This window comes from Novosphingobium sp. NFX11, from assembly GCF_057376415.1.
The window spans coordinates 3,186,355-3,201,175 of sequence record NZ_CP080384.1 but is presented as its reverse complement, the minus strand read 5'-3'; the positions used below and the strand labels follow the sequence as shown (position 1 = coordinate 3,201,175).

The window sequence follows — 14,821 nt, the reverse complement described above, 5'->3', positions numbered from 1 at the left end:
ATGGACATGCGCGAAGACATCCGCCGCGCCTTGCTGCCGCTGCTCAAGGCCGATTTCAAATGGAAGAAGCAGACCGGAACATGGCTGCGTCAGGGCAAGTGCCCGGATTGCAACGAGCATTCCGTATTCACCCATGAGCAGAACCCGTGGGTGATGAGTTGCGAACGCACCAACAAGTGCGGTTGGCAGGGCTCTTCCCGCGATCTCTATCCCGAGATCTTCGATACGTGGTCGAACCGCTTCAAGGCTACGCCTGAGAACCCCACCGCTGCAGCGGATGCCTATCTCAGCGATGCGCGCCGCCTCAACCTGCTCGGCATGCGCGATGCCTATTCGCAGGAATATTATCGCGACGAGGCGCGCCGGATCGGCTCGGCCACCGTCCGCTTCCCACTCCCCGGCGGCAGCTGGTGGGAACGCCTGATCGACCAGCCCGGCCGGTTCGACCGCAAGGCCCGCTTCGCCCCCGGCAAGACCTACAAGGGGCAGGCGTGGCAGCGGCCTGACGTGTCGATAGACGACATGGCGAACGCGCCCAGCATCTGGCTTGCCGAAGGCATCTTCAATGCATGGGCGCTGGAGCAGGCCGGGCAGCGCGCCGCCTCGACCATGTCGAGCAACAATTACCCGGCCGAGTTCCTGCGGCAGCTGCGAACCCACATCGCCGCGTCAGACACCCCGTACCGCAAGCCCAAGATCGTCTTCGCCTTCGACGTCGGCGCCGCTGGCACCAAGGCGAGCCGCGATTTCGTGGAGAAGGCCAAGAAGGAAGGGTGGGACGCCACCGCCGCCCAGCCCATGGGCGAGGATGAGAGCGGCAAGGAACTCGACTGGAACGACCTGCTCGTCTTCGACCGCCTGGGCGAAGCGGACCGGGCCGAATACCTGTGGCACGGCAAGGTGCTGCTCGCTGCGAATGCGCAGGAAAAGGCGTTCCTGATCTGGGACAAGCACCGCTGGAACAGCTTCCACTTCACCTTCGGCAGCCGCACGTACTGGTGCTCGATCGACATCTCGATCGTGCAGGAAAAGATCGACGAGTACCGCAAGGGCCGCACCCGCGAATTGAAGGAGATCGACAAGGACGAGGAAGCCGCAATCCGCGAGAAGGCCTCGCTGGAAGCGCTCTCGGTCGAGGAGATCGCCAACTGCGCCTTCCGCGTCCTGTACCGCCAGCGGGACGAGGCGACGGACGAGACCAAGTTCTACCTCAACATCAGCTACCCCAGCGGCAAGCGCCCCTCGGTCAAGACCGATTTCACCGCCGCCCAGCTGCGCAAAGCATCGAACTTCGAAGATCGCCTCTTCGCCTTCGGTGGCGTCTGGACCGGCAGCGCCCTGCAGCTGACCCGCATCCTGCAGCAGCAGACGCCGGACCTGCCGGACGTGCGCCCGCTGGGCTTCACCGGGTACTGCCGTGATTCCCAGACCTATGTCTTCGGCCCGATCGCCGTCGCCGGTGGCCGCGTCTACAAGCCGAACGAGAACGAGTTCTTCCAGATCGGCAAGAAGGCCCTCAAGCTGGGCACCTCGGAAAAGCTGCTCGATATCGACTATGATGCGGATCAGTTGGACGTCAGCTGGCTCCCGCACCTGTGGACTGCCTACGGCCCGAAGGGCATCGTCTGCCTGACCTTCTACTTCGCCTCCCTGTTCGCCGAACAGATCCGCGCGGAGATGAAGAGCTTCCCGTTCCTCGAAATGCATGGCCTGCCGGGCACCGGCAAGACCACGCTGGTGGAGTTCCTCTGGAAGCTGCTGGGCCGTGAGAATTACGAGGGCTTCGACCCTGCCAAGGCCACGCCCGCCGCCATGGCGCGCAACCTCGGCAAGGTCGGCAACCTCCCCGTCGTCCTGATCGAGGGCGACCGCCGGGAAGAGGCCAGCCACGCCAAGCGGTTCGAGTGGGAGGAACTGAAAACCGCCTACAACGGCCGGTCCGTGCGCTCGCGCGGCGTCAAGAACGGCGGCATGGAGACGTTCGAGCCGCCTTTCCGTGGCGCGATCATCATCGAGCAGAACGAGCCGGTCAACGCCTCGCGCGCCGTGCTGGAACGCATCATGTCGCTCGGTTTCGACATGTCGGGCTGGTCACCGGATACCAAGGTCGCGGCAGAGAAGCTCGAACAGTGGCCGATCGAGAAGGTGTCCGGCTTCATCGTCCACGCCACCAAGCGCGAGGGCGAGGTAATGGCGCGCTTCCGGCAGGCTTTCGCACAGTACGAAGCCGAACTGCTCGGCATGCCTGCGATCCGCACCAACCGTCTCGCCAAGACGCACGGCCAGCTGCTCGCCTTCCTCGACGCCATGCGAACCGTCGTGCCGCTCAGCGATGACCAGCAGGCCGCGACTGCCCGCTTCATCGTCGAGATGGCCACGACGCGGCAGACCGCCGTCAACAGCGAAGACCCCGTGGTCAGCCTGTTCTGGGAACGGTTCGATTACCTCGAGGAGAACGAGGACCGGGTCGCCACCATCGGCCACATCAACCACCATCGCCGCCACGACGAGGGCCTGATCGCCGTCCGACTGAACGAGATGGAGGCCCGCTGCGCCGACAAGCGCTTGGCACTGCCCACCCATGCTGAACTCATCCGCGCGCTCAAAACCTCGAAGAACCGCCGGTTCATCGAAGTCTGCCCGGTCAATTCCCGAAACGACAACGTCGGCGCCGTCCGCTGCTGGATCTTCAAGGATGACAGCCGCGCCGCCGGTCACCGCAAATCCTGAAAATCGAAAGGACGATCATGCGTACCGTACCTTCTCTGCTGTCCATGCTGGACGATCCCGAGACCGCGCCACCGCCGCCGCTCCCCGCCCCGGTCATGCCATGGGATTACATCCAGATGCGCCGCAAGGCCGCTGGGCTTTCGATCGAGCAGGCTTCCAAGCCCTTCTGGCATCACAAGCAGCACCGGGCCGACGTCGAGCGCAACATGGACAGGATCGAGACGGTCGGCTTCCGCGTGAAGCGACTGTGGGACATGTCGCGGTCCTACCGCCTCAACCTGACGGTCTACCGCCAGCTTTGCGACACTCCGCCCGAGCAGCACCCGCGCCTCTGCCGGGCGTGCGGGTGGGACGAGTGGTCCAATCAACACGACACCGAGGGCTTCGACTGCACGTGGTCGGCCACCGATCCCGAGATCTGCACCCTGTGCGAGCAGGTCGGCCGTCAGAAGTTCCGGACCCGCCCCGCGAACACCCAGCCTCACAACCACACCCATAGCGCCGCCTCGCGCGCGGCCTGATCCAAGGAATCTTCAATGTCCGAAACGAACGCCACCGAAGACCGCCTGCGCCTGCTGATCGAGCGGGTGGAGCGCCTGGAGGAAGAAAAGAAGGGGATCAGCGAAGACATTAGCGATGTCTACGCCGAGGCCAAAGCCGTCGGGTATGACGTCAAGGTCATGAAGATCATCGTCAAGCTGCGCCGCATGAAGCCCGACGATCGGCGCGAGATGGACTCGATCGTGGATACCTACAAGAACGCGTTGGGGATCGACTGACCATGCGCCGCCGCAAGGGCATGTTCCACCCGCTCGCCTGCGCCTGTCGGTCCTGCGCCCCGCGCGCATGCCGCGACCGCCGCGTCGATATCGCCATCAAGGCCGCCACGCGCGTCCTGTTCCTGATCGCCGCGATCGGCGCGATCCCCTTCATCATCGCCGCCGCGCTCGCCAGCGCGAAGGGAGAACGCCGATGAGGTTCCTCCATCTCGAACCCGCCAACGACTGGACGGGCGACACGGTGGAAGAGCGCCTGCGCGTCTGCGCGGAAACGCTCTTTGCCCATCACCTCATTGATGATCGCCGCTTCAACCGGATCGCCACCAGCATCACCCAGCGCGCCAACCGCCAACGTGACCTCCGCACTCGCAATCGCCACCCACTTCCTGAATGCGGGAGATGCGATGAGACTGGCTATGTCGATTACGCCGCTTTTGCACAGGAGACATGCAATCACGGAACGTACACTGCCACCGCAGCCAACGATCAGCGATAGAGGTGACAATTCGCCTACCCCTAGATCGCGGCGACCTGCCCAATTGGCCGCGCCTAATGCGCGAGGGAATGGCGGCTGCCTATCTCGGCATCAGCGGCTCAATGCTGCGCGAGCAAGGCCCGCCTTCAAAGCACATCGGCCGCTGTGCTGTATGGGACCGCAACGACCTCGATCGCTGGGCCGACGCCCTTGGCACCGCCAGAACTGCCCCTCAGCCCCTTGATCCACTACAACGCCAGTCAGAAGCTGATTCGATTGCCGATCGCGTGCGGAGACGCCTTGCCAATGGTCCGAACTGACCTCCCTTACGTCTACTGCAGCAGCAAGAAACTGGCCTCAGGCAAATACAAGGATTACTGGCGCTTCCGCCGCGACGGCGTCGATACCCCTCTGCCTGGGCAACCCGGCGATCCTGCGTTTCATACCCGCTATGGCGAGTTGATGAAGCAGGCAGAACAGCGCGCCGAGGCCACCGTCGCCCGCGAAGCCGATCGGCATAGCTTCGATTACCTGTGCCGACGGTATCTGGCTGGTGCGGAGTTTGCGTCGCTCGCTCCGAAGACGCAGGCGGATTACCGCCTCACGATAGAGGACCGCCTTGTGCCCATCCTCGGGCCGGAACGCTTCGACTGCATCGACCGCGCCAGCGTGAAGGTTGTTCGCGACGACGTCGCCTGCAAATTCTCCGCGCGCACCGCCCACAAGATCAAGCAGATGGTCAGCCGCCTCTACAGCTGGGCCGAGGAAGAGAGCCTGTTACCGGCCACCTTCGTGAACCCGGCTAGCGGCATCCGCCGCATCAAGGGCAAATCCAAGCCGATCGAGGTATGGTCGATCGAGGAAATCAGGCATTTCCTCGCCCACTGCGAGCCGTGGCTCCGAACCGTCGTCCTGCTCGCCCTTTACACCGGTCAGCGGCGAGAGGATCTCGTCACCATGGAATGGACCGCCGTCATGGGCGATACTGTCCGCGTCCGCCAGAACAAGACCGCCGAGCCGCTGACGATCCCTGCCCACCCCGAACTGGCGAAGCATCTCAAGAAGGTCCGCACCAAGTTCGGCGGCACGGTGATTCGTGACCGCAAGGGCAAGCCGATGACAGCTGACGCTCTCAGCTACGAGATTCACCAAGCTGTCAGAAAAATCGATGGGATGCCGCACCGATCCCTCCATGGGTTGCGGTACGCGGCGGCGGCCATGTTGGAAGATGCCGGTTGTTCGGTGATTGAAATAAGCAGCATAATCGGGCACCGGACGTACCAGATGGCCATTAAGTATGCACGTCAGAGACGCGACGCTGAGTCCGCAATGAGACGAGTTGCCGGAACGTAGGTTCTCAAGCCATCAAGGCGCTGTTATCGGCTTCTCGCCCCGACTTCGATTATACGCTTCTACTGAATTTCGATCAACGATAGTCTCATGAAGCAGCAGAGTCCTCACGCCCATTGGCATGCGAGAGAACGTAGCTTTATCCCGTTGAATCTGCTCACGAATTTGCGCTCGCGTTATCAACATTTTGCTCACTCCCCATGTGCACCGTAGCGTCTTCTATCCCAACATCCTTCAAGGTATCAAGCCTGCTGAAAAGCGGAATTTCGAGGTTCAAGTGCGTTGCTCCAGTTCGTACGACCTTCGGAACGGCACTGTTTTTCGACCAATCGACGATGTAACCTCGCTCGTCCTTTCTGGTTCCGGCCCGATAAAGTTCTGGATAAAGTGAGGGAGCGACACCTTCGAAAGCCTGAAACGCCACTTTAGGATGGGCCATATCCGTCAATCCAGCAGCCTCAGGCGCTACGTCCATCATGATGCTCTCACTGTAAAGCTCGGCAGTCATACTCTTTGGATATGGTTCAACATAAACCACCTTCATAATTCCCGCCGCGATGATGTGCCTGGCGCACATGTGGCATGGAAAGGTTGTACAATAGATTGTACTCCCACCTACGCTCAGTCCACGACGAGCAGCATCGGTTATGGCGTTCATTTCCGCATGAACTACACGGCCGAACTCTATTAAATTCGATACTCGGAGATCTTTAAAGCGCGCACTCTTATCACCGAATAATAGCATTTCTACAACGTCGGTAGCACACTTACCAGCTTCAAATCGAGCCAAGCCCGAATCTTTCATAAACTGCAGAAACTCTTCTATTATCTCGTATTTTTTTACCGCGTTGTAATCTTTGTTTTTAGAATGATCCCGATTATCGTATTTTTTATCTTCGTCAGGCCAATATGATCCACCTCCCGCGATTGGCACTTCATTGCAACCTGAAGAAATAATTCCGTGAGAACGATCGACAATCACCGCCCCAACTTGGCGAGAAAGATCTGCCGACCGATACGATTTTGATTTAGCCTCGAACATATGAAATTCGTCGGGCCTAGGAGTTATATAAGGACTTCCAAAAAGAAGATCGATAAATCTTCTTACCTCTTTATCATATTCTCCTGAAACACGTATAAAGAAATCTGCGAAATGAAATGTATCTCTTAGACTCTGCCCCAGCCTTTCTCCGGGCCTTTTAGCATCCAAATCTATGAGATTTTGCGCCTCAGACTTGTACTTATCATTTTTTGTTGAGTTGTACGACTTAGCAATTTGGTCACATAACTGTGAAACCCTCTCATCCAATGACGAGAACCCGCTGATCATTACGAAATTTTCGCCATAAATCCGCCTCAGTTCTTTGACTTCGTCCGGGTGTTTGAGCGAGTTAATTATATAGCATGCCCGATTTGCAGGCACGCCATTGCCATCTTCATCTTCAACGCCGTCTTCTTTGAGAAGCCTCACTCGCGCCTGTCGGATAGATGAAACGACCAGTGGGATAAGAGCATTTCCGCGTCCAGCCTGCTTACGTAGCGCATCGCCTGCCCCCATGAGCAAAGCCACTTTCTCGCCGTGCTTGGCGGCGGCAATGCGATCCCGCAGCGGTTCGTCGCAGAACTCTTGAATCAACTGGCTAACTCGGATCACCGGGCAGCGATATCCGAAGGGACTAAGCTCCTCTTCAATCGTTCGAGCAAGCCCGTGCAAATCGGTGCCAGCAGGCCCCGCCAATCCAATCACGAATTCGGGCTTCTCCTCAATCACAAATAACCTCCCGTTCCATGCCTTCAGGGTTAATGCGGATCGCCACCTCGTCAAGCAACAGCACCATAGATATAAGCTGGGACATGGCCCGAAAGACCTCAGGACTGCGGAACGCAGCCGGATTGCACTGCGGAACGGGCCGCGCTACAGAGGCAAAAACCACGGTTTCCCTAGGTGTGCGGGCGTGGCGGAATGGTAGACGCTGCGGACTTAAAATCCGCTTGGGATTCCAGTGCGGGTTCGAGTCCCGCCGCCCGCACCAGATTTTCGATACCGACGAATACTGCGCATTTATTCGGCGAGCGATTTTGTTCAATCGTTTGCGTTTACAAATGCGTAACTTGAGAACTGGTATCAATTACTAAGTACCCACCTTCCATGGTATCGTCCGGACGCCACGGCTTGGGTACTTAGGGGTGATCTTTCGCATGTCCTTCCCGGAAAGCCTGTCCGCCGGCAGCAAGCCGAGCTACGAGGACCAGCGCGCCAGTCCGCGCTTCGCCTTGCTGCTGCGCGCCGCGAAGCTGATCGGGGCGCATGGCGAATACCTCTGCATCGTGCGCGACGTGTCCGAGACCGGCGTGAAGCTGCGCCTGTTCCATTCCCTCGCCGCCGAACGCCGCCTTGCGCTGGAAAGCGCGGCCGGGGATCGGCTTGCGGTCGAGAAGGTCTGGGAGAACGGCGGGGAGGCGGGCTTCCGCTTCGACGTCCCGATCGAGGTCCAGCGCTTCATCGCCGAGGCTGGTCCCTATCCCAAGCGCCCGATCCGCGTTTGCGTCGGCCATCCGGTGCAGGTGACGATCGCGGGGGAAACTTCGGCCGCCAAGGTGCGCGATCTCTCGCGCCAGGGCGCCGGGATCGAGACCGAACACCATCTCGCGATCGGGCAGCACTTGCGCATCGGCTCCGCCCTCATGCCCGAATTCGAGGCCACTGTATGCTGGCGCCGGCATCCGTCCTACGGCATCGTCTTCCGGCAGTTGATGAGCCTCGAGGAACTGGCGGTCCGCGCCTTCCACATGCAGGAAGCGGGCGCCCGCTAGCCTTCGGAAACGACGCGCCGCCACCACTTGCGACCTGCCCCCTGTGGCCCCGACTTCATCGCCCGCCTGCGGAACAGCATCGAGCCGCCGCGAACCAGCAGCACCACCCACATCACCTGCCACCCAAGCGCCGCGACGTGCGGCCAGATCGCCGGCTCCTGCGCGGCGCGGGCCAGCATCGCGAAGGGCGAGCTGAACGGCAGGACCACCGCCAGCATCTCGACCGCGCTGCCCGGTTGGGTCATCGCGTAAGTCGCGAAGAAGAACAGCATGAGCTGCATCATCGTCACCGGCATCGACAGTGTCTGCACCTCGCGCACCGTGTTCGCCAGCGAGCCGATCGCGAGGAACACCGAGCCCAGCAGCAGGTAGGCCATCGCGAAGTAGATCACCCCCAGCCCGACCAGCATCGGCCAGCCGACCGCCGGTTCGGGCAGTGCCACGAGCGATCCCGCCGACAGGTAGATCGCTCCGCCGACGCTACCCCACACCGCGATGCCGACCAGCGACACGCCGAGCATGGCGAAGAGCTTGCCGAAGAACACCGATTCCATCGGGATAGCCGCTGCCAGCACCTCGATGATCTTGTTGCCCTTTTCCTCGACAAGGTTGGACAGGACCATGCCGGCCAGCATCATCGTCAGCAGGAACAGCAAGGTCTGCGCGCCCTGCGCCGTACGTAGGCGGCTGCGCGAATCGCCGGGCGCCGCCACCGAGGTCTTGGCCAGCTTCACCTGTGGCCAGAAGGCCAGAGATCCGTCACGAACCTCGGCCGCGATCAGTTCGACATCCCCCGCCAGTCCTTGATGAGCGGTCCCGGCCCGGTCAGCACCGGCGCGGCGGGAGAGCCCGACAGCACGCCCGCGAAAGCACCCTTGCGTGACGCCAGCACCTCACCCGGATCGGCCTGCTCGGCCGGGGTCAGGTCCTTGACCACATGCATGTCCGGCAGGCCGCCTCCGAGCCGGTCGGCCAGTGCATCGCGGGCACGGACCATCGCCTTCGCGTCGGCCTCGGCCATGACCACGCCGATCGCGGGCGCCTCGCCGCTCTGGTCGACACGCTGGCCGACGCTGCCTGCCAGCAGCCCGACGATCACCGGGAACAGCGGACCGAGCAGGAAGAAAAAGAACGTGCGCGAGAACAGGATCGCGGTGAAGTCGCGCCGGGCCACCACCCAGGCGGCGGCCAGCATCGACAGGCGGCCGCGATGACCGGGCGCGGAAAGATCGAAGTTCATCGGCGCGGCTCCTCGGGCTTTTCCGCTTCGAGGGCGCGGGCGGCAGCCTCCCCGGCGATGGCGACGAAGGCATCGTGCAGCCCGGCGCGCTCGATGGACAGCGACAGGATGCCCGCCTCCCCCGCGATCAGCGCGCGCAGCAGCGGCTCGATCCCGCCCTCGGGCAGCGCGAAGTGCCAGTACCGCCCCTCGCGCCGCGAATCGGTCGGCAAGGCAGCGCGCCACAGCCCCTCGTCGGCCTGCGTTTCGAGCCGGACCTGCGCGGGGATGCGATCGCGCGCGACGTCGACCGGCCCCGCGAACGGCACCCGCCCTCCCGCGATGATCGCGACCTCGTCACACAGGCGCTCGGCATGCGCGATGACGTGGGTGGAGAAGATCACGGTCGTGCCGTCCTCCGCCAGACCGCGCATCATCGCCTCCAGCTTGCCCTGGTTGAGCGCATCGAGGCCGGAGAACGGCTCGTCGAAGATGACCAGGCGCGGGCGATGGACCAGCGTGCCAAGGATCTGCACCTGCTGCGCCATGCCTTTGGAAAGCTGGCGAATCTGACGGTCCGCGGCATAGCCGAGGCCGTGTCGTTCGAGCAGTTCGTGCGCGCGGCGGCGGCCTTCCTTCAGCGGCAGGCCCCGCAGCGCGCCGAGAAAGGCGATCGCCTCCGTCGCCTTCATGGACGGGTAGAGGCCGCGCTCCTCAGGCAGGTAGCCGATGGCGTGGGCGACATCGTGCGGCCGCTCGGCGCCGAGAATGCGACGGTAACCCGAATCGGGCTCGATGATACCCAGCAGCATGCGCAGCGTCGTCGTCTTGCCCGCACCGTTGGGGCCGAGGATGCCATAGACCGAGCCCTGCGGCACCGAGAGGTCGACACCGCCCACGGCAGTGGTCCCCTCGAACCGCTTGACGAGCCCCCGTGCCTCGATCGCCAGAGGGCAATCGAAACCTGACACATTGCCGGTCAACCGAGGATCTCCTACTTGCGCATCCATGAAGCCCCTGGGTCTAGCACGTGCGCCCCTGATGGCGCAGTCCCGGTTAAGACCGCCCTAAGCAATTTTGCCGAGGCGGTGGAGGGAGAGGCGCGCGCTCTCGGCTTCTGCGCCTTCGGCGTGGCTTCGGCCGCGACGGACGAGGACCGTGCGGCGCGGCTTGACGCCTGGCTGGCGGCGGGGATGCACGGCTCGATGGGCTGGATGGAGGAGCGCGCGCACCATCGCCGCAGTCCGCAGGGGCTCTGGCCCGAAGCCCGCAGCGTCATCGCGCTGGGCATGAGCTATGCCCCCGCCGCCGACCCGCTGCGGCTGGCGGACGAAAGCGGGATCGGCCGGATATCGACGTATGCGCAAGGCGCCGATTATCACGACACGGTGAAGAAGGCGCTCAAGAACCTCGCCCGCTGGATGGTGAGCGAGGGGGACAAACGCGGGCTGGGGCCGGTCGGCGTGAAGGTCTTCACCGACACCGCGCCGGTGATGGAAAAGCCGCTCGCCGCTGCCGCAGGGCTCGGCTGGCAGGGCAAGCATACCAATGTTGTCAGCCGCGAACATGGTTCATGGCTTTTCCTCGGCGAGATCTACACGACACTGGACCTGCCGCTCTCGGCCCCGGCGCGCGATCGCTGCGGATCGTGCCGGGCCTGCCAGGACGCTTGCCCGACGGACGCCTTCCCGGCGCCCTACCACCTCGATGCGCGGCGCTGCGTCAGCTACCTCACCATCGAGCACAAGGGGCCGGTGCCCGAGGACATGCGCGAGGGGCTGGGAAACCGCATCTACGGCTGTGATGACTGCCTCGCGGTCTGCCCGTGGAACAAGTTCGCCGAGACGGCGCATACGATGAAGGCGTTCCTGCCGCGCGCGGAACTGACGGCGCCGGAGCTGGCGGATCTGCTCACGCTGGACGATGCAGGGTTTCGCAAGCTGTTCTCGGGAAGTCCGATCAAGCGGATCGGGCGGGACCGGTTCGTGCGCAACTGCCTCTATGCGGCGGGCAACAGCGGCCGGGAAGCGCTGCTGGCGCAAGTGGAGCCGCTGCTGGCGGATGCAGACGATGCCGTCGCCGATGCGGCGAGGTGGGCTAGGGCGAAACTCCAATCCTCCCTGTCGCGCAGCGATGGGGAGGTGGCAGCGACGTAGTCGCTGACGGAGTGGGCCTTCCAACCCCTCCACCACCCGCTGCGCGGGCGGTCCCCCTCCCCATTCCTGCGGAACGGGGAGGATTCAGTTCAGACCAGTTCTTTCAGCGGCACACCTGCGTCGGCAAGGCGCCCTACATCGGGCGTCGCGCCCGCCTCGACGAGCTTGCGGCCCTGCACGTAGTCCTTGACCATGTTCACACAGTCCAGCGCCACGACCTTGCCCTGCTTGAGATAAACCACCGAGAAGCTGCGCCCCTCGACGTCGCCGCGCGTCACCGTCTGGTCGAAGCCCATGTTGATCCCGGCCGTCTGCAGCTTGAGATCATACTGGTTCGACCAGAACCACGGGAACGCCTTGTACGGCTTTTCGTCCCCGCAGATCGCCTTGGCCACGCACGTCGCCATGTCGTTGGCGTTCTGCACCGATTCCACGCGCATCACCGTGCCGCCCGCGTAGTCGCAGGCGAAAGCGGCACAGTCGCCAATCGCGTAGACGTCCGGCAGCGAAGTGCGGCAGAATTCGTCCACGTCCACGCCGTTCGCGCCCGAGGCACCCGCCAGGATCAGCGGCCCGACGGCAGGCACGATGCCGATGCCGACGATCACCGCCTCGGCCGGGATGACCTCGCCATCGACCAGCTTCACGCCCGTTACCCGGTGACCGTCGCCCTCAAGGCATTCGACCGCGACGCCGGTGCGCAGATCGACGCCGTGATCGCGGTGTTCCTTCTGGTAGAACTCGGACAGTTCCTCGCCCGCGACGCGCGCCAGCACGCGCGGCAGGGCTTCGAGCAGGACCACGTTCAGCCCCATCTTCGACAGCACCGCCGCTGCCTCGAGCCCGATATAGCCGCCGCCGATGACGACGATGTTCTTCGTGCCCGCATCGACCTCGGCCATCAGCATGTCGCAGTCCTCGCGGGTGCGCACCGCGTGGACGCCCGCCAGCTCGGCGCCGCCGCACGACAGGCGCCGCGGATCGCCGCCGGTCGCCCAGACCAGCTTGCCGTAACCGAAGGTCGTGCCGTTCGAGAGCGTCAGTTCCTTCACATCGGCGTCCACCCTGGTGACTTCGGTGGAGAGCCTGAAAGTCACCTCCTTCTCAGCCCAGAACGTCGGCGGGCGGATGTAGAGACGATCGAAGGTCTTCTCGCGCGCGAAGTATTCCTTGGAGAGCGGCGGGCGCTCGTAAGGATGCTCCGGCTCGCGGCCGATGACGGTGATGGTTCCGGTGAACCCGTTCTGGCGCAGGGCGAGCGCGCACTGCGCTCCCCATGTCCCGCTCCCACGATGACGACGTCTGATTTTTCCATGGCGCGTTGAGTTCCGCAATTTAACCGCGCGGTCAATGCCCCAGGCGAAATCTAGTTACCTTGATAGGGGGCATCGCATTGCTGGACAAACGTTCAGCCTACAGGCTGCTTCATCGCGTCCATCGTCAGTTCCAGCGAGCGAGATCTGCGCCTCGGGATCATACGTGGCGATGCTGACGATCAGTTCGTCCGCCTGCGTGCGGGCGACGAAGTCCTCTATCCCCTGCCGCACCGTCGCCGGGCTGCCGACCGCGCTGACCGAGCGGACCTGCTCCAGCATCGCCCGCGCCGCGCCGGGAAGACCGGCGCGGTAATCGCGTACCGGCGGCTTCAGGCGGCCCGGATTGCCCGAGCGCAGCGCCACGAAGCTCTGGTCGGTGGAGGAGGACAGGTAGACCGCCTCCTCGTCCGTATCGGCGGCGACCACGTTGATCGCGGCCATGAAGTGCGGCTTCGCCAGGGTTTCGGAGGGCTCGAACCGCTCGCGGTAGACGCGCGCGGCATCATCCAGTGCGGCGGGAGCGAAGTGCGAGGCGAAGGCGTAAGGCAGGCCCAGCATCGCCGCCAGCTGCGCGCCGAACAGGCTGGAGCCGAGAATCCACATCTCGACATCCGCCCCCGCGGCCTGAGGCGAAGGAACGCCGCCCGCCGCCTGCCCCTGGAACCGGGCACGCAGTTCCACCACGTCGTTGGGGAAGCGCTCGGACGCGGCGTGGATGTCCTTGCGCAGCGCATGGGCCAACCGCCCGTCGGCGCCCGGCGCGCGGCCGAGACCGAGATCGACGCGGCCGGGGAACAGCGCCGCCAGCGTGCCGAACTGCTCGGAGATCACGTAAGGCGTGTGGTTGGGCAGCATGATCCCGCCCGCGCCAATGCGGATCGTGCTGGTCGCATTGCCGAGATGCGCGAGCACCACCGAGGTCGCGCCGCCCGCGATGCCGTCCATGCCGTGATGCTCGGCCACCCAGTAGCGCCGGTATCCCGCGCGCTCGGCCGCCTGCGCGGTCCTTACGGAGATATCGAGCGCCTCCGCGACAGTGCCGTCTTCGCGGACGGTGACGAGATCGAGGACGGACATCGGGATCATGGGAGAAACCTTATTTTGCCGGATCAGGAGAGCCGAGCTGGGATAGGTACTGCTTCGCCGTCACCGCAGCGTCACTGGAAGGCGCGGCCGCGACGACCGATTCCCAGCTGCGCCGCGCGGCGGCATCGTTGTGCGAGAGCATGGCGATGACGCCCGCCTCCAGCCCGATCTCGGGGTCTTGCGGAGCGAGGCTCGCAGCTTTCTCGATCTGGGTCTGCGCCTGTGCCAGCTTGTCCTGACGGCGCGAAAGCGTGGCCGAAAGCAGCCACGCCTGCGCATTGTCCGGCTGCGCGGCGCGCGCTTCGGCAAGGGCGTTGGCGGCCTCGTCGGGCTGCTTCACGGCGACCAGCCCGCGCGCACGGTCGAGCGCTATCGAGGCGGTGAGGTCCGCATCGCCGACGATCTTGGCGTCCGTCGCTGCAGGGGCGAGCAGCGAGAGCGCCTGCCCCGCCTGCCCGGCGGCGAGCGCGGCATTGCCCGCCATCGCCCCCAGACGCGCGCGGCTTGCATGGTCGGCAGGATCCGCGGCATCGCGGGCATTGGTGAAGGCGGTGCGCGCCTCGTCCCAGCGGTCGAGGTCGCTGAGCGCCACGCCGAGGCACAGGCCCGCACGCACCCGCTCGCGCCCGATGGCGTCGGCCAGCGCGCTGCGGGCGAGTTCGGCGGATTTCTCCGGGTTCGCCTCGACCGCGCTCATGCAACCGGCGCTGCTGCGGGCGGCAGGCATGGCGACGTTCTGCGCCTCGCGGGCGCGGCGGTCGCGGTCTTCCTTGTCCTTCTTCTCGATGATCTCCAGCGGCAGCTGCGAAGCATAGGGCCGTGCCGAACTCGGCAGGCTGGAAGCAGGGCCGACCTGGGCCATCAGCGGAAGGAGGAGAAGCAGCGAGGACATGGGG

At 63.9% G+C, this 14,821-nt stretch carries 11 protein-coding genes, 1 tRNA gene and 3 pseudogenes; 9 read left to right on the top strand and 6 right to left on the bottom strand.

Features of this window, described 5'->3' with window-relative positions:
• The 6 genes from KZO24_RS16450 (at position 1) to KZO24_RS16425 (ending at position 5,337) form a co-directional block, all read left to right on the top strand.
• On the top strand, positions 1-2,730 hold the full coding sequence (locus tag KZO24_RS16450) for a toprim domain-containing protein (protein WP_486486600.1): 2,730 nt from the start codon (positions 1-3) through the stop codon (positions 2,728-2,730).
• A gap of 17 nt (positions 2,731-2,747) precedes the next feature.
• Entirely contained in the window at positions 2,748-3,251 is a 504-nt protein-coding gene (locus tag KZO24_RS16445; RefSeq protein WP_486486599.1) for a hypothetical protein, read from the top strand.
• A 15-nt stretch (positions 3,252-3,266) separates the two neighbouring features.
• The gene (locus KZO24_RS16440) at positions 3,267-3,509 is read left to right on the top strand and encodes a DUF2312 domain-containing protein (RefSeq protein WP_486486598.1); all 243 of its coding nucleotides are present in this window, start codon (positions 3,267-3,269) and stop codon (positions 3,507-3,509) included.
• 2 nt (positions 3,510-3,511) lie between these two features.
• Positions 3,512-3,706: a hypothetical protein gene (locus KZO24_RS16435; RefSeq protein WP_486486597.1), complete on the top strand. Its 195-nt coding sequence runs from the start codon at positions 3,512-3,514 to the stop codon at positions 3,704-3,706.
• The gene (locus KZO24_RS16430) at positions 3,703-4,005 is read left to right on the top strand and encodes a hypothetical protein (protein WP_486486596.1); all 303 of its coding nucleotides are present in this window, start codon (positions 3,703-3,705) and stop codon (positions 4,003-4,005) included. The genes KZO24_RS16435 and KZO24_RS16430 overlap by 4 nt, the downstream gene beginning before the upstream one ends.
• Positions 4,006-4,224: 219 nt before the next feature.
• Complete coding sequence (locus tag KZO24_RS16425) at positions 4,225-5,337, top strand: tyrosine-type recombinase/integrase (protein ID WP_486486595.1); 1,113 nt, start codon at positions 4,225-4,227, stop codon at positions 5,335-5,337.
• 154 nt (positions 5,338-5,491) lie between these two features.
• Here KZO24_RS16425 and KZO24_RS16420 read toward each other — a convergent pair whose 3' ends face one another.
• Positions 5,492-7,105, bottom strand: a complete 1,614-nt coding sequence (locus KZO24_RS16420; protein ID WP_486486594.1) for an anti-phage dCTP deaminase — start codon at positions 7,103-7,105, stop codon at positions 5,492-5,494.
• Between the two features lie 178 nt (positions 7,106-7,283).
• On the opposite strand from KZO24_RS16420, the gene KZO24_RS16415 reads away from it, so the two are divergent.
• Together KZO24_RS16415 and KZO24_RS16410 are read left to right on the top strand one after the other, a co-directional pair.
• Positions 7,284-7,367: transfer RNA gene (locus KZO24_RS16415), tRNA-Leu, on the top strand.
• 166 nt (positions 7,368-7,533) lie between these two features.
• Positions 7,534-8,148, top strand: a complete 615-nt coding sequence (locus tag KZO24_RS16410; protein ID WP_271181430.1) for a PilZ domain-containing protein — start codon at positions 7,534-7,536, stop codon at positions 8,146-8,148.
• Here KZO24_RS16410 and KZO24_RS16405 read toward each other — a convergent pair.
• Positions 8,145-9,388, bottom strand: a pseudogene (locus KZO24_RS16405) (ABC transporter permease). The gene KZO24_RS16410 and the pseudogene KZO24_RS16405 sit on opposite strands and share 4 nt — an antisense overlap.
• Complete coding sequence (locus KZO24_RS16400) at positions 9,385-10,377, bottom strand: ABC transporter ATP-binding protein (RefSeq protein ID WP_051586835.1); 993 nt, start codon at positions 10,375-10,377, stop codon at positions 9,385-9,387. Before KZO24_RS16400 ends, KZO24_RS16405 begins: the two are co-directional and overlap by 4 nt.
• Positions 10,378-10,455: 78 nt before the next feature.
• On the opposite strand from KZO24_RS16400, the gene queG reads away from it, so the two are divergent.
• Complete coding sequence (gene queG / locus KZO24_RS16395) at positions 10,456-11,523, top strand: tRNA epoxyqueuosine(34) reductase QueG (RefSeq protein ID WP_271181432.1); 1,068 nt, start codon at positions 10,456-10,458, stop codon at positions 11,521-11,523.
• Between the two features lie 89 nt (positions 11,524-11,612).
• Here the strand turns inward: queG and KZO24_RS16390 are convergent.
• The 3 genes and pseudogenes from KZO24_RS16390 to KZO24_RS16380 form a co-directional block, all read right to left on the bottom strand.
• A pseudogene (locus tag KZO24_RS16390) lies at positions 11,613-12,838 on the bottom strand (NAD(P)/FAD-dependent oxidoreductase).
• A 93-nt stretch (positions 12,839-12,931) separates the two neighbouring features.
• Positions 12,932-13,925: pseudogene (locus KZO24_RS16385) on the bottom strand (LLM class flavin-dependent oxidoreductase).
• A 10-nt stretch (positions 13,926-13,935) separates the two neighbouring features.
• The gene (locus tag KZO24_RS16380; RefSeq protein ID WP_211150663.1) at positions 13,936-14,817 is read right to left on the bottom strand and encodes a tetratricopeptide repeat protein; all 882 of its coding nucleotides are present in this window, start codon (positions 14,815-14,817) and stop codon (positions 13,936-13,938) included.
• Positions 14,818-14,821: the final 4 nt, after the last annotated feature.

Coding starts and splice junctions, on each gene's coding strand:
- KZO24_RS16410 (WP_271181430.1), top strand. CDS start 7,534: ATGTCCTTCCCGGAAAGCCTGTCCGCCGGCAGCAAGCCGAGCTACGAG.
- KZO24_RS16450 (WP_486486600.1), top strand. CDS start 1: ATGGACATGCGCGAAGACATCCGCCGCGCCTTGCTGCCGCTGCTCAAG.
- KZO24_RS16400 (WP_051586835.1), bottom strand. CDS start 10,377: ATGGATGCGCAAGTAGGAGATCCTCGGTTGACCGGCAATGTGTCAGGT.
- KZO24_RS16445 (WP_486486599.1), top strand. CDS start 2,748: ATGCGTACCGTACCTTCTCTGCTGTCCATGCTGGACGATCCCGAGACC.
- KZO24_RS16440 (WP_486486598.1), top strand. CDS start 3,267: ATGTCCGAAACGAACGCCACCGAAGACCGCCTGCGCCTGCTGATCGAG.
- KZO24_RS16430 (WP_486486596.1), top strand. CDS start 3,703: ATGAGGTTCCTCCATCTCGAACCCGCCAACGACTGGACGGGCGACACG.
- KZO24_RS16380 (WP_211150663.1), bottom strand. CDS start 14,817: ATGTCCTCGCTGCTTCTCCTCCTTCCGCTGATGGCCCAGGTCGGCCCT.
- KZO24_RS16435 (WP_486486597.1), top strand. CDS start 3,512: ATGCGCCGCCGCAAGGGCATGTTCCACCCGCTCGCCTGCGCCTGTCGG.